Below are 15,206 nucleotides of genomic sequence, written 5' to 3'. Positions count from 1 at the left end.
AAATTAATGACAAAAAGCTTATAATATGTGCTATCATAGATAAATGTTTTATACGTATAACGGAGGATGAATAATATGGAAGCTGCTGACACTAGAACTGTGCAAGTAGAAAATATCTTGATTGCACATCATTTCTTAAAAGACGTAGTGGTGCACACGCCGCTACAAAAAAATGACTATTTATCCGAGAAATATGGAGCTAATATTTATTTTAAACGCGAAGATTTACAGCATGTACGCTCATTTAAACTTCGTGGTGCCTATTATAAGATTAAAAAAATTGAAGAAGAGGCTCGTAAAGCTGGCGTTGTTTGCGCAAGTGCGGGCAATCATGCTCAAGGTGTTGCCTACGCCTGTGCACAATTGAAAATTCAAGCAAGTATTTTTATGCCTCAAACAACACCTAAGCAAAAAATTGACCAAGTGCGTATGTTTGGTCGTGAATATATAGAAATTATTTTAGCTGGTGATACCTTTGATGATTCTGCAGAAAGTGCATTTGCTTACTGTGATGAACACGCTAAAATCTTTATTCACCCATTTGATGATTTTGATGTCATCGCTGGACAAGGAACGGTCGCAGTTGAAATTATGAATGACATGGAGGAACCGATTGATTACGTGTTTGGTAGTATTGGCGGCGGAGGCTTAATGTCAGGTGTTTCTGCCTATGTGAAAAACATTTCCCCTAATAGCAAAATTATCGGTGTAGAGCCTGCTGGAGCGGGCAGTATGAAAGCTGCATTTGCAGAAGGCGGGGCAGTGGCACTTGATTGGATTGATAAATTCGTAGATGGTGCTGCGGTAAAATGCGTCGGTAATTACACATATGATGTTTGTCGTCGCTACTTAGACGACATCGTACTAGTACCAGAAGGAAAAGTATGTACAACGATTTTAGACCTCTACAACAAACATGCCATTATCGCAGAGCCTGCTGGAGCATTATCAGTAGCAGCACTCGACTCTTATAAAGAGGAGATTAAAGGAAAATCAGTCGTTATCATCATTAGTGGTGGTAATAATGACATTGGTCGTATGCAGGAGATTAAAGAGAAGTCTTTAATTCACGAAGGCTTACTTTACTACTTCATCGTTAGTTTCCCACAACGCGCAGGCGCACTTCGCCAATTCCTAACAAGCGTGGTAGGACCAAATGATGACATTACAACTTTCGAATATACAAAGAAAAACAACAAAGAAAGTGGTCCTGCCTTAGTCGGTATCGAGCTTGGCAATCGTGAAGACTACGAAGGATTACTAGCACGCATGAATGAATTCGGCTTCAAATACAAAGAAGTAAACAACGACATTCAACTATTCGGCCTACTAGTCTAAAATAAAGAGTCACACTTGCTATGTAAGTGTGGCTTTTTTAGGTTTATCGGAATGATTTTGAGGTTTATCGGAACAATTTTGAGATTTATCGGAACAATTTCGGATTTTATCGGAATGTTTCATCGATTTATCGGAACATTCTAGAAAACACAGTCTATCTGACCGCATTGATAGACTATACTATTTAATAATATACTTTCGATTCTTCTTTGCGCCTACTTCTTGAAGCTGTAACGACTTCAATATTTTATATACTGTTTTAACGCAAGAGATACCGAAAAAATCTTGAAATAAACTGTTGGATATAAATTCTCCATACATATAACGGTAATCTTTCAGTGCATCATTGAATGCTTGATTATCTACCTCACCACAATTCTCACACTGCCACTTACCTTGACGATATTGCATGACAAATCGATAATCGCACTTAGAGCACAATACACCTTTCTTTAGTTCATTCATCTTCATATCCAGTGTCCATTGCGTAGGTTTATGCATCTTTAGAATATGTTTTGAGAGTTCTTCTAAAACTTTTCCACTTAGATGGACTTGTTGATATTGCTTGAACAGCTGCTCCATCTTTTCTGCCAAACCACTCACATGAATAATCGGTTGCGCCGACAAACTTGACGTCATAATCATATTCGGATTTGCAGAGACGATCATATAGACAATAGGTATATGATAACCTGCCTTTTGAAAAATCTGACGCAAAAACCTAGCATGCCGCTTCACTTGATCAAAGGGATTTCTAAAGCCATCTACTTTGTCATCAGACGTAATTCGAATAAATTGATGATTATCTTCCATATATTCGACACGGCCAACGATATTTTTAATTTCCATTATTAAAACAAAATTTCGCGACATATATAATGTATCCATTTGATGTATTGCTCCACCTTCAGCTTTTAGCACCACATCATGCAATAAATAATACGCATGCTCCAAATAGATTTCCCGCCATCCTCGATCTACTCTTTGCTCGCCAGCATACCCTGCTCTTGTTCTATTTAGCATTTCTTGATAGTAAGTAGATTTTGGGTGAGATTTCGGTAACCTCCTTTCAAGCATTTCTAATGTGATTTGCTTCGATGAAACTTCGCGCTTTTTGAGTAACATATTTTCACCTCCTTTAGCTAGATTATAATGCAATTTATCGAAACGTTTTGCCTATTTATCGAAAATTTCTGATTGTTTATCGACCAACTTTATCGATTTATCACCCAACTTTTAAAAATTATCGACATCCAGCGAAAAAACGCCCATACCTATGTATGAGCGTTTTATCATTTATTATCCTAGTAGCGCACGGTCTGAGTTCATTTTCTCACCGCGGATACGTTCGAACTCTGCCATTAAATCTGGGATGGTTAACTCATGCTTGCGATCCTCGCCAACCTCTAAAATGATTTGACCTTTATCCATCATAATCAGTCGATTCCCTAAGTCTAATGCTTGTTGCATATTGTGCGTGACCATTAATGTTGTTAAGCTGTCTTTCTCAACTAAGTATTTCGTAATACGTGTGATTAACTCGGCACGAGATGGGTCAAGTGCCGCCGTATGCTCATCTAATAATAAAATCGAAGGCTTCGTAAATGTTGCCATTAAAAGAGACAGCGCTTGACGCTCTCCTCCAGAAAGCAAGCCAACTTTTGCAGATAGGCGATTTTCCAGATTTAAGCCCAACATCTGCAATGATTCCTTGAAAAATTCCCGACGCTTTTTATCAACACCGATACGCATGCCTCGACTCTTATTACGTGAGTAAGCTAATGCTAAATTTTCCTCAATCGTCATTGTTGGTGCTGTACCAGCCATCGGATCTTGGAATACGCGACCGATGTAGTAGGAGCGCTTGTACTCTGGTAAGGTCGTAACCTCATTTCCATCAATTGAAACCGTGCCGAAGTCTGGTGTTAACGCGCCAGAAACCATATTCATCATTGTCGATTTACCAGCACCATTACTGCCGATAATTGTGACGAAATCCCCTGGCTTTAAGTGCAAATTAATTTCTGCAAGTGCCATTTTTTCATCAGGCGTACCTTCATTAAAAATCTTATTAATACCGTTTAATTTAAGCAAGGCCTTTCCCTCCCTGCTCAACCGTCTTTACTCGTGTCCTCTCTGCTGCGCGCTTCACCTTACGTTTGCGCTCCTTACTCTTATTGATAAATTGAGGTAAAATCAACGCTATAATAACAATGATAGCTGTTATTAATTTCATATCCCCCGAATCAAGGAAATCTACTCGTAATGCTAGCGCCAATATAATGCGGTAAATGATGGCTCCAGCAATGACGGCGAAAGTTGTGCGCATAATCGTTTTTGTACCGAAGATGGCTTCACCGATAATAACAGATGCAAGACCAATCACAATCATCCCAATCCCCATACTGACATCTGAGAACTTCGAATATTGAGCGATTAAAGCTCCCGAAAATGCGACAAGTGCATTAGAAAGTCCTAGTCCTAGAATAATAAGTGTATCTGTATTTGCCGAGAAGCTACGAATCATACGCTTATTATCACCGGTTGCTCGAATAGCTAGACCAATCTCTGTTTTTAAGAACCAGTCTGCAATGAATTTAATTAAAATCGTGATGATTAATACGACGATTATCGTACTCCATGTTGCAGGTAGTTTCTGAATGCCGATGCCTTTTAATAGGTTATTTAAAGCAGCATCGATTCCTAAATTACTCCAAAATGCTTGAAACTTTGAAAATATAGTCTCTGAATTTAATAGTGGAATATTCGGACGACCTATCGTATTTTCTGTAGTTGATCCCATAATACGTAGGTTAATAGAATACAAAGCAATCATCATTAAAATCCCCGATAATAGAGGATTAATTTTCCCCTTTGTGTGAAGAATTCCTGTCATACATCCAGCAATAAATCCAGCAACAATTGCCACTAAAGTCGCTAAGATCGGGTGGTAGCCAAGCATAATCATCGTTGCCGCTGTAGCCGCCCCTGTTACAAAGCTCCCATCAACCGTTAAATCTGGAAAATCTAACACACGGAATGTTAAATACACACCCAGTGCCATAATTGCATAGATGATTCCTTGCTCCATTGCGCCAAATATTGCTAAAAACATAGTTGAATCATCTCCTAATAATTTCTAATTTTGCTCATCACCATAACTTGAAGTTGATTTCCATTCCGGCTGGCCGCTTTCCTGGGGGCGTCGGAGAAGGCGTTATCACAGGACGTGATGGTTTTAGCCTTCGTTCCTCTATTGCTATTCCTAAGGAGTCGCCCAGTCTCCACTCCAATCAACTTATCCACATAACGTATAACTTTCGGTGTGAACTATAACCTTCTCATAAATTAGTATTCTAATAAGATGCCACTAGAAAGGACTGCCCACCCATACTTGTAGATCAATACATAATTCTTAAATGTATTCTATCCGCAAACAGAGTGCTGATTCTTCCTCATAAAAGTAGATAAAGCGGAGGCAGTTTTAGTTCTCCCCCGCTTCGCTCCATTAGATGATCATGTCAGGCATTACTTTTCTAAAAGCTCTGCACCCCAAGAATCTTTAATTTCGATTCCTAAATCATCGGCTACTTTTTTATTTATTAATAGTTTTAGCTTTTGTGGGTATTGAGCTGGTATATCAGCAGGTGTTGCTTCACCTTTTAGAATCTTCACAGCCATTTGCCCCGCTTCATAACCGATGTCATAATATTCAAAACCATATGCCGCTAAGCCACCACGTGCCACAGAGTCAAGTTCTCCAACAACTAGTGGTAATTTATTGGCATTCGCTACATCAATTACAGACTCAAGAGCCGAAACTACTGTATTATCAGTAATGATATAGAATGCATCTGCTTTACCGATTAATGATTCAGCAGCTTGCTTTACTTCCGCAGAAGTTGCCGCAGATGCCTCAACTACTGTTAGGCCTTGCTCGCCCATGACCTTTTTCACTTCTTTTACTTGTGCTACTGAGTTTTGCTCACCAGCGTTGTAAACCATACCTACTTTTTTCGCGCCTAGTTCCTTTAAGAATGCCACTGTTTTCGAAATAGTATCAGGATGTAAATCGATCGTTCCTGTTACATTTTTCCCTGGCTTCTCCATAGAATCTATTAACTGTGCGCCAACAGCATCCGTTACAGAAGTGAAGACGATCGGAATATCACTAGTAGCTGTCGCCGCTGCTTGTGCAGAAGGTGTAGAATTAGCAAAGATTAAATCTACGTTGGCACTTACTAGATTGTTTGCAATCGTCGTATTAAGGCTGTTATCTCCTTGCGCTATTTGTGGATCGTACTCAACTTTTAATCCTGAATCTTCAATTGCCTTTTTAAAGCCATCAGTTGCAGCGTTTAAAGATGGATGCTCAACAATTTGAGTAATCCCAATCTTATATGTTTTGTCATCTGAATTGCTCTCACTTGCATTATTCTTTTCTTTCTCTTTCGAATCTGATGAACTAGAGCCACTGTTGCCACAAGCAGCAAGCATTAAAACTAATCCAAATAACAGGAACGAAAGCTTTTTTAAATTGCTTCTCACAAATAATCCCCCCGATATTATCTTTGATATTTATCACACTTTATCCAAACAAAGTGTGAACGTATCGCTATATTATCTTTATTATATCGCTTCGTCAACAACATTATGAATGTTCTGACTTTTAAACTCAACAAAATATTTTATTTTTTCACTCAATTTGTCGCTTTAAACCGCTAAATTACGCTATTTCTATAAATCGATTTCTTTTTCTAACATAACAAAAATTTTTATGACAATTTTGCAAAGTTATTTTTCTGAGATTTGATTTTTTAAGAAATTTATATAAAACCTGGAAAGCCTTACATTCCCCATAAGAAATGTCAGGCTTTCATAACATTATTTATTCATTATTACTTCTTCAAGATATCTACTAACCAACTACTTTGGGGTAACGGGATATCCGGGAAGCATACGTGCGTTTGAGCAACACCTTGAATGGCTGAATAAAAACAACCTGCGAGTGCTTTAGAACGACCTCTTGTACTCTCTCTTAATGGTTACATTTTTTTTGCTAACGAGATTGATCTACACAGTTCAGTCTCCTTTTTTACATTTAATGCATATGATGAGACTAGTGCTGTTTCCAAAAAGGAGGAATACCATGAATAATGATGAAATGGATTTAAAACAACCTTCTTATTCACAAGAGAAGCAAAATGCTAAAATAGGAGATATTGACACAATCATTTCTAATCTTTGTGACAGTCTATTCGCATTTGCTCTGGATTTTGCCTTAAATGCCTTAGAGTATACCAAAGAATTGGATGAGGAATTAGAATATACAGATGAATTCAAGAAACAAGTAGACGATTTAATTATTGAAATAGAAGAAATTAAAAATATTATAGAGGAGTAATTTCAAATCAGAAACCCTTTATATCAAGATAGTGATATGTTTACGTACTACTTTCGCGCCAAGACGTCCTCATTATAAATATTAAAAAAGTAGAGGTGTCTAAAATGCTAAGCTTTCAAGATATGTGTACAAAATTCGCACAGATTGCCAACGGAAAAGCTTCTATGGAACATGGCGTATGCTCAGTAAGACTTAATCGAAATCTTAATGTTATGATTCAAGGTCGCCCAAGTCGTAGTGCACTTCATGCTGGGATAACATTCGAATCACTCGATATATATGGAAATGCACTTAACTTAGGTGAAGTTGTAGTACTTCAAGAGGAATTACCTCCATTTGTTAAGGTACTTGCAGAAAATAATTTGATTATAAGTGCTGTTCATAATCACTGGATATATTCGGACCCCGCTATTTTATACGTTCACTTTCAATCAATAGAGCCCCCATTAATCTTTGCCCAAAAATTTGCTCAAGCATTTAGTGTTTTAAAAAACTACTGATAACTACACTTGTTAAAAGAACTGCTTAGAACAGTTCTTTTTTGACATGACTGGACTCTAACTTTAGTGGTTACTTCTCATCTATGTACAAGCCCCTCCTGATGGATTCCAAATATACACATGTTAATTAATCCTAAACATGCAATTTTACGCTTTTTTACTTATCGCTATTTACAAATAAGCATGAACATTGATATGATTGCATTTGCTTCACGTGGTTCGTAACCATCCCACGTAAAAAAACTAAGGAGAAATGAATATGAAAATAAAATTTTTAGCAACGAGTGGCATTATTGCAGCGCTCTACATTGCTGTTACATTACTAGTCGGATCATTTGGATTTACAGAGGTGCAATTCCGTCTATCCGAAATGTTTAACCATTTAGTTGCCTTTAATCCACGCTTTGCCGTTGGGATTATTATTGGCGTATTTATCTCCAATATTTTTTCACCACTCGGCATCTACGATTTAATTTTTGGTGTTGGGCATTCGATGATTACTCTTGGGTTGCTCATTCTTATTTGTAAATTTGTCAAAAATATTTGGGCACGTTTAGTCATCAATACATTATTATTTACATGCACTATGTTTATCATTGCCTTTGAATTGAACTTAGCATTAGAATTACCATTCTTCTGGACATGGTTAACTGTTGCTGCAGGTGAATTTGTTGTCTTAGCAGTCGGTGCACCGATTATGTATATATTGAATAAACGCTTAAACTTCAAAAATTTAATTTAAACAGACGGATCTTATTAGATTCGTCTTTTTTATTTTCTTGGTACCAGCACACCTTGACACTATTCTGAAAATACTTTACAATTCATTTCAATAAATGCTAGGAAAAAGAATAGTAGCAAGCAGTCGTACTCAAAGAGAGCTGATGGTTGGTGCAAATCAGTAGTACAAACTTGTGAATGGACTTTGGAGCAGCCTCATCAAATGTGAGGACGAATTTACTCCCCGTTACCGGAGTACGAAAGCGCGCAATTTTTGCGAATGAAGGTGGCACCACGGTTACTCGTCCTTTTTACAGAAGGATTGTAGTGGCTTTTTTTTATGGAAAAATTAGATAGAGGAGTCGAGAGAAGATGAGTACAGTTGCAGAGAAAAAAGGATATTTCGGTGAATTTGGAGGTAGCTTTGTTCCTGATGAGCTTCAAAATGTATTAACTATTTTAGATGAAAACTTCCAAAACTATAAAGACGATGAAGACTTTAATAAAGAGCTAGATTATTATTTCCGTGAATATGTTGGGCGCAAATCTCCACTTTATTTTGCTGAAAATTTAACAAAACAATTAGGTGGCGCAAAAATTTATTTAAAGCGTGAAGATCTTAACCATACAGGTTCTCATAAAATTAATAACGTTCTAGGTCAGATTTTATTGGCAAAGCGCATGGGTGCTAATCGTGTTATCGCCGAAACAGGTGCCGGTCAGCATGGTGTAGCAACAGCAACTGCTTGTGCAATGTTCGGGATGGATTGCACAATTTATATGGGCTTAGAAGATACTAAGCGCCAAGCATTAAACGTCTTCCGTATGGAGCTTCTTGGTGCTAAGGTAGTAGCCGTTGATAAAGGTCAAGGACGACTAAAAGATGCAGTGGATGCAGCATTTGCTGATTTAGTAAAAAACTATGCGTCGACTTTCTATTTACTAGGTTCTGCTGTTGGACCTCACCCATTCCCTTCAATGGTAAAGCATTTCCAATCAGTCATTAGCCGTGAAAGTCGTGAACAAATTTTAGAAAAAGAAGGGAAGCTACCAGCAGCAGTACTTGCTTGTGTCGGCGGTGGTAGTAATGCGATTGGTGCATTTGCAGAATATATTACAGATGAAAAAGTTCGCCTCATCGGTATTGAACCCGATAAGGCAGCAACATTAAATGAAGGAACACCGGGTGAATTACACGGCTTCAAATGTTTAGTACTGCAAGATGCAGAGGGCAATCCACTACCAACCTATTCGATTGCCGCTGGACTAGATTATCCTGGTGCTGGTCCAGAGCATAGCTATTTAAAAACAATTGGTCGCGGAGAATATGTAACGGTGACAAATGAAGAGGTGCTTGAAGCATTCCAAGTGCTGTCAAAAGTTGAAGGTATTATTCCTGCACTTGAAAGCTCGCACGCAGTTGCTCATGCACTAAAACTTGCCCCAACATTATCTTCAGAAGAGAGCATTATTATCAATATCTCTGGCCGTGGAGACAAAGACGTGGAACAAGTATTTCAAATGTTAAATAGATAAAAAAATGAAAGAGCGACTTCCCTTTATGGAAATCGCTCTTTTAACTATACGAATGAACCTAATTTCGGATAAATTTCTGCCACATTGTCTCGAAGCTTAGCTTTCAGAAACTTCCCAACTGATGTTTTTGGAATTTCATCTAAAAATACCACATCATCTGGTACCCACCATTTTGCAAATTGGCTTTCTAAAAATGCAAGAAGCTCCTCTTCACTTGCTGACTTTCCTTCCTTCAATACTACGCAAGCTAGCGGGCGTTCTTGCCATTTGACATGCGGAATTGCAATAACTGCTGCTTCCAAAACAGCATCATGTGTCATTAACGTATTTTCTAAATCAACTGAGGAGATCCACTCCCCGCCTGATTTAATTAAATCCTTTGTACGATCTGTTATTTTGATAAAGCCATCCTCTGTTCTCACCGCAATGTCCCCTGTATATAACCAGCCGTCACGATAGGCATCATTTGTGCGTTCATCACGATAGTACTCGTGTGAAATCCATGGACCTCGTAAGCGTAACTCACCCATTGTCTCTCCATCCCATGGCACTTCTCCATTGTCATTAATAATACTCGATTCAATACCGGCCATCGTCATTCCTTGCATTGCTCGCGATTCAATACGCTTTTCAATTGGCCATTCATCCATCCAAGACATATAATTTGATAACGCTACAATCGGTGTTGTTTCAGTCATTCCATATACGACTATATATGGAATGCCATATTGCTCTTCAAATGTACGAATAAGTCGAGTAGGTGAAGCAGAGCCACCACAACAAATAGCTCGTAGAGAACTTATATCTCGCTCCGACTGGGCGCTTTCCAGGGGGCTTGGGCCAACAGATGTTTCTGTGCGAAAGCGGAGCGACAGCAACAACAACGAAAGCGGAGGAAGCGGCTCGATGCTACAAAATGCCGATCGCCGATAACAACATAAGAATCGCTGATAAAATATCAAAAATCCCTGATAGTAACATGAGAATCGCGCCTGTAGGAAAGTGGGTTGTCTAAAAACGTAAATCACCCCATTTAAAGTGTCACAGCATTCACAGAGATTTCCTTGACGATTTTGTGTTCCAACACAAAAAGATGAAGAAAACTATATTGTTTTCTTCATCCGTTTTTTCAGGAATTCTTAATTATGAACAGGCTTTTGTTTGTAGTTTGATTTTTAATTTTTCTAGCATATCAACTGTCATTTTTGATAAGTCGTATTGTGCTTTAAAGCCCCATTCTTTCTGTGCCGCTTCTATATTTAAAGAATCTGGCCAACTATCTGCTATCGCTTGACGTACTGGATCTACATTATAATCCATACGGAAATGTGGCAAATGCTTTTTAATTTCCGCCGCAATTTCAGATGGTTCGAAGCTCATTGCAGTGATATTAAAGGCATTGCGATGTATTAGTTTGCTACTATCGGCTTCCATTAAATCTACAATAGCCTGCAATGCATCTGGCATGTACATCATGTCCATCTTCGTACCTTCTTGAATATAAGATGTGTACTTACCTTGCTCGATCGCCTCATAGAAGATCTCTACTGCATAGTCTGTAGTACCACCTCCTGGAGGAGTTACGTATGAAATTAACCCTGGGAAGCGTACACCGCGAGTATCTACACCAAAACGATTGAAATAATAATCACATAATAGCTCACCAGCAACTTTATTTACCCCATACATTGTTGTTGGACGCTGTAATGTATCCTGTGGCGTATTATCCTTCGGTGTCGATGGACCGAACGCTCCTATTGAGCTTGGTGTAAAAAATTGCAAGTTTAACTCACGCGAAACCTCCAACGCATTCATTAACCCACCCATATTTAAATTCCACGCCAGTAACGGATTTCTTTCTGCTGTCGCTGATAATAACGCCGCTAAATGCATCATTGTATCTGCACCAAAATCCTTCGCTAAATCATGCATTCTTTGTCCATCCGTCACGTCCAATACTTCAAATGGACCCTTAGAATGCTCAAGCTTCCGAATATCTGTCGCTAATACATTGTCCTCTCCATAAACACTACGGAGTTTTTCTACAAGCTCAGAACCTATTTGACCTAGTGCTCCTGTAACCATTATCTTTTTCATTTCTCCAAACCTCCACCTATGAACAATTGTACTTTTGGAATGTACAATAATATATAAACAAACATTGTTTTAATAACACTTCCAATGAATTTCATTATAATTTGTTCATATTAAAAATACAACCATAATATTTTTAATTTTGGGAATTAGAATGAAAAATCCTTTATAATCAGTATATGAGACCTATAAAATATTGTGCTATCAAAACAAATAAAATACATATGTACACCCAGAAAGGACAATTATTTATTTTTCACCACATAGGAGCAATATTAATTCTCTTTGAAAAAATGACCCTTGCACCTACTAGTCCAAAAAAGAACCTTCTTTGTATACAAAGAAAGTTCCATTTGTTCTTATTAAATTGAGAAACGCTTTACGGCTATTTGTAAAACTTTGGATACCTTATGTAGCTCTCTAATATAATCATGGAATTGCTGCTGCGCGTTTAATTGATCGGCTGTTAAAGTAGCTACATGTTTAGTTGATGCTGCATTCGTATCAGAAAATGATGTTAACATCACCGCATCTTCACTAACCTTTTTCGTATGGTTGGCGATTTCTTGAACGGTTGCAGATACTTCCATTATATATGGCTTAATTGTATGTACTTTTTCTAAGATTTGATCAAAGCTTGTTGCCGTATCTCCTGTAACCTGCACACCCTTTTCAGTTGCAACTAACACACCTTCCATCATTTGCACAGCATAGCTAGATTCTAAATGAATGTTTTGTACAATGGACGTAATCGTTTGCGTTGAATGAACGGTTTGCTCCGCGAGTTTGCGAACTTCATTGGCTACAACCGCAAATCCTTTACCATGCTCCCCTGCTCTAGCTGCCTCAATAGAAGCATTTAAGGCTAAGAGATTTGTTTGCGCAGTAATTTTTTCAATCACCTCAACCATTTGATCGATTGTAGCTGCTCTCTCTACAAGATTAAAAATGGCTGTATTCGATTTTTCAACTGCAAGTTTAATAGCCTGTATTTGTGTTAAATTTGCCTGTACAATTTCCGTACCACTCTCTGCATCACGTGCAGTTTTATGAGCAAAATTTTCTACAACCTGTACTTTTTCTAAAATTACTTGCACACCATTTAGCACTTCCTCTAAAGATGCTGTATTAGAAGCTAATTTTTTTGTAGAAGCATCAGTTGAATCTGAAATGGACTGCACATCCTTTGCAATTTTGCGCGTCATATTAGACGATTGCTCGGAAGATTCCTGCAGTTTCCCGGTCATTTCTTCAACCTCATGTGCACTATTTGATACTGTATGAAGTAGTCTTTTCATCTCTGTTACCATTTGATTATAAGACAACACTACCTCGCCAAGCTCATCCTGCGCCACATAACTGGCATTCGCTGTGAAATCACCCTGCTCTGCACGCTTTAATAATGACTTCAATTGACGTGTTGGTATATTCACAGCTTTTGTTGCTATAAATCCTATACAGATTACTAATAAAACAACAAATAAACATACTCCTCCTAATAGCCAATAACCAAATTGCACATCTTTCTGATATGTCTGTTGCTGTTCCGTAGCCCTCTGAACTAAATAACTTTGAGTTTCTTCTAATAATGAATGACTTTGCTGGCTTACAGGTAAATAAGACTGGACATAAAATTGTTGTTGTTCATTTTGACCCAATTGCTTATAGCTATCAATCAATTCTACTTGCTGTGCTAGTAAGGTCTTAAATTTCTTCATCTGAAGGTTCATCTTTTTATCAATCTCTAGACTTTCTAAATGATTGAAAGACTGCTCAGTATTTTTTAAAATGACAGTCATTTCTTGATAAGCACCAGCTGAATCTACTAAATAATCTAATTGTCGTTGTGATTCCTCTAGTTGATTTAACCATCCAATTGGTACAAGTCCTTCTGTATAGCTTTCACTTGCATGCCATGACATTTTCCGTAAATAATCAACACTAAAAATACCTAGCAACACGTTCGATAGTACACAAACAATCATCAGCACAAGTAACTTGTCCTTCACCATTATGTATCGAAAAAAATGCATCATTTTTGGCTCCTTCTCCAACGCTTACCGATAATGATAGTATGAAGATATAAAGCCAGTGTTATGTTTTTGTAAAGATTGCACGAAGAGTTGTGAAATTATACCGATTTACTCGAACACAAAGTTATCATATTGAACAACACATTCTGTTTCAGCGTTTCGCTTTCGCATATAACACAATCGTAACCCTAAGAGCAATCATCAGAAGAGCTCAGAAAATAAACCAAACGTGATTGTAGTAATCTATAAATCTACACAAATTAGAATCAAATGTAAAATTAATATATTAGTAAAATTGATTTACGATTTGTAATTTTTGTAATAAACATTTAACTTGCAACCTTCTGTATTTTCTTATCGTTGTCTATTAATAGTGTGGTAAAAAGGAGGTGTTTGAATGTTACAAATCAATAAATTAGATAAAAGTTTAGTCATTAGCTTGTTATTGCTCGGTATTATTAGTTGTCTCTTTGTTCATTCCAGCAGTACGGTGTTTGAGCAGTATTCAAGCTCGTTTATTATAAAGCAGTTATTTTATTACCTAATCGGATTTTTAGTTATGTATGTCGTAGCAACGCTTGATATTGAGCAACTTAAAAAAATTGGATGGCCATTTTATTGGGCGATGATCTTGTTAACATTTGCTTTATTCATCGCACCCGAAAGTATAGCCCGGACTGTCAATGAGGCGAAGCGTTGGTACCAAATTCCAGTATTAGGTTCATTCCAGCCGTCAGAGTTTTTAAAGTTCGCGCTTTTAATCGTGGTCAGTAAGGTTATTGTTGCACATAGAGAAAAATATGTGCGTCCTACCTTTTTAACAGATATGCGGCTACTCTTAATCATTGCTGTTCTTACTCTTCCTCCTATGCTCGCTGTTTACAAGCAACCTGATACGGGCATGGTCATGCTTTATATGTCGATGATTGTACCGATGCTTTTCTTTTCAGGTATACAAAGAAAATTGCTAATAATCCTTACAGCCATTCCAGTATCAATTCTCAGCGTTGTGGCTATACTATATGTAAAATTTAATGAATTTTTCACAGACAAAATATTAAATAAAATGTCAGGGCATCAGATTTCTCGAATTAATGGATGGTTGCAGCCTAATGAATATCCGGACTCATCTTTTCAAACGAGGCAGGGATTTTCAGCAATTGGTACAGGACAGTTTACCGGAAAAGGTTACATGAACAATAATGTTTATGTCGTGGAAAAGCATACAGATTTCATTTTTGCGAACATCGCTGAAGAGTTCGGGTTCGTTGGAGGGGCATTTGTCATTACTCTTTTATTCTTCGTTATTTACCGTATTGTTCTTATTACAGTAGAAGCAAAGGACCCATTTATGGCGCTGATGGGAGCTGGTATTTCTAGTTTGTTAGCCTTCCAAATTACACAAAATATCGGTATGACAATTGGACTTTTACCTGTAACAGGTATGACATTACCGTTTTTAAGCTATGGCGGAAGTTCACTCATCTCCAATTTCATGTTAATGGGCATTGTGATGATTATCTATAATTCTTATAGTGGCTACATGTTTAAAACAACAGAAGAGTAGGTGAAGGCGTGTAT

General features: G+C 37.6%; 12 protein-coding genes, 1 pseudogene, 1 riboswitch and 1 other annotated feature. Of the genes and pseudogenes, 6 read left to right on the top strand and 7 right to left on the bottom strand.

Features of this window, described 5'->3' with window-relative positions; genetic code table 11:
- Positions 1 to 75 precede the first annotated feature (75 nt).
- Positions 76 to 1,338: a threonine ammonia-lyase IlvA gene (gene ilvA / locus ACIQLB_RS11790; RefSeq protein ID WP_400725554.1), complete on the top strand. Its 1,263-nt coding sequence runs from the start codon at positions 76 to 78 to the stop codon at positions 1,336 to 1,338.
- Positions 1,339 to 1,518: 180 nt separating this feature from the next.
- On the opposite strand, the gene ACIQLB_RS11785 is transcribed toward ilvA, so the two are convergent.
- The 4 genes from ACIQLB_RS11785 to ACIQLB_RS11770 form a co-directional block, all read right to left on the bottom strand.
- Positions 1,519 to 2,463 carry a nuclease-related domain-containing protein gene (locus ACIQLB_RS11785; protein WP_400725551.1) on the bottom strand — a complete coding sequence of 315 codons (945 nt, stop codon included), beginning with the start codon at positions 2,461 to 2,463 and terminating at the stop codon, positions 1,519 to 1,521.
- Between the two features lie 174 nt (positions 2,464 to 2,637).
- Positions 2,638 to 3,432: an ABC transporter ATP-binding protein gene (locus tag ACIQLB_RS11780; protein ID WP_400725548.1), complete on the bottom strand. Its 795-nt coding sequence runs from the start codon at positions 3,430 to 3,432 to the stop codon at positions 2,638 to 2,640.
- Positions 3,425 to 4,453 (bottom strand): ABC transporter permease, encoded by a 1,029-nt coding sequence (locus ACIQLB_RS11775; RefSeq protein WP_400725545.1) that lies wholly within the window; start codon positions 4,451 to 4,453, stop codon positions 3,425 to 3,427. The genes ACIQLB_RS11780 and ACIQLB_RS11775 overlap by 8 nt, the downstream gene beginning before the upstream one ends.
- Before the next feature lie 413 nt (positions 4,454 to 4,866).
- Positions 4,867 to 5,886, bottom strand: coding sequence for an ABC transporter substrate-binding protein (locus tag ACIQLB_RS11770; protein ID WP_400725542.1), 1,020 nt, complete (start codon positions 5,884 to 5,886; stop codon positions 4,867 to 4,869).
- A 601-nt stretch (positions 5,887 to 6,487) separates the two neighbouring features.
- Here ACIQLB_RS11770 and ACIQLB_RS11765 point away from each other — a divergent pair.
- The 4 genes from ACIQLB_RS11765 to trpB all read left to right on the top strand — a co-directional run bounded on the left by ACIQLB_RS11765 (position 6,488) and on the right by trpB (position 9,498).
- Positions 6,488 to 6,742, top strand: coding sequence for a hypothetical protein (locus ACIQLB_RS11765; RefSeq protein WP_400725539.1), 255 nt, complete (start codon positions 6,488 to 6,490; stop codon positions 6,740 to 6,742).
- Between the two features lie 104 nt (positions 6,743 to 6,846).
- Positions 6,847 to 7,242: a DUF1259 domain-containing protein gene (locus ACIQLB_RS11760; RefSeq protein ID WP_400725536.1), complete on the top strand. Its 396-nt coding sequence runs from the start codon at positions 6,847 to 6,849 to the stop codon at positions 7,240 to 7,242.
- Between the two features lie 208 nt (positions 7,243 to 7,450).
- Positions 7,451 to 7,495: riboswitch (PreQ1 riboswitch) on the top strand.
- A 6-nt stretch (positions 7,496 to 7,501) separates the two neighbouring features.
- The gene (locus ACIQLB_RS11755) at positions 7,502 to 7,984 is read left to right on the top strand and encodes a QueT transporter family protein (protein WP_400725533.1); all 483 of its coding nucleotides are present in this window, start codon (positions 7,502 to 7,504) and stop codon (positions 7,982 to 7,984) included.
- Positions 7,985 to 8,074: 90 nt separating this feature from the next.
- Positions 8,075 to 8,275, top strand: a binding site (T-box leader).
- 59 nt (positions 8,276 to 8,334) lie between these two features.
- Positions 8,335 to 9,498 carry a tryptophan synthase subunit beta gene (gene trpB / locus ACIQLB_RS11750; protein ID WP_400725530.1) on the top strand — a complete coding sequence of 388 codons (1,164 nt, stop codon included), beginning with the start codon at positions 8,335 to 8,337 and terminating at the stop codon, positions 9,496 to 9,498.
- Between the two features lie 44 nt (positions 9,499 to 9,542).
- On the opposite strand, the pseudogene ACIQLB_RS11745 reads toward trpB, so the two are convergent.
- The 3 genes and pseudogenes from ACIQLB_RS11745 to ACIQLB_RS11735 form a co-directional block, all read right to left on the bottom strand.
- A pseudogene (locus tag ACIQLB_RS11745) lies at positions 9,543 to 10,325 on the bottom strand (AMP-binding enzyme); the annotation flags it as partial.
- A 316-nt stretch (positions 10,326 to 10,641) separates the two neighbouring features.
- Positions 10,642 to 11,595, bottom strand: coding sequence for an L-threonine 3-dehydrogenase (locus ACIQLB_RS11740; RefSeq protein WP_400725527.1), 954 nt, complete (start codon positions 11,593 to 11,595; stop codon positions 10,642 to 10,644).
- 359 nt (positions 11,596 to 11,954) lie between these two features.
- Positions 11,955 to 13,628 (bottom strand): methyl-accepting chemotaxis protein, encoded by a 1,674-nt coding sequence (locus ACIQLB_RS11735; RefSeq protein ID WP_400725524.1) that lies wholly within the window; start codon positions 13,626 to 13,628, stop codon positions 11,955 to 11,957.
- 394 nt (positions 13,629 to 14,022) lie between these two features.
- On the opposite strand from ACIQLB_RS11735, the gene ACIQLB_RS11730 reads away from it, so the two are divergent.
- A complete protein-coding gene (locus tag ACIQLB_RS11730) occupies positions 14,023 to 15,192 on the top strand; it encodes an FtsW/RodA/SpoVE family cell cycle protein (RefSeq protein WP_400725521.1) in 1,170 nt (389 codons plus the stop codon).
- Positions 15,193 to 15,206 lie beyond the last annotated feature (14 nt).

The sequence above is a fragment of the Lysinibacillus sp. NPDC092081 genome, from assembly GCF_044755845.1.
GTDB lineage: Bacteria > Bacillota > Bacilli > Bacillales_A > Planococcaceae > Lysinibacillus.
The sequence above is the reverse complement of the archived record's forward strand: the minus strand, read 5'-3'. Positions and strand labels throughout refer to the sequence as shown.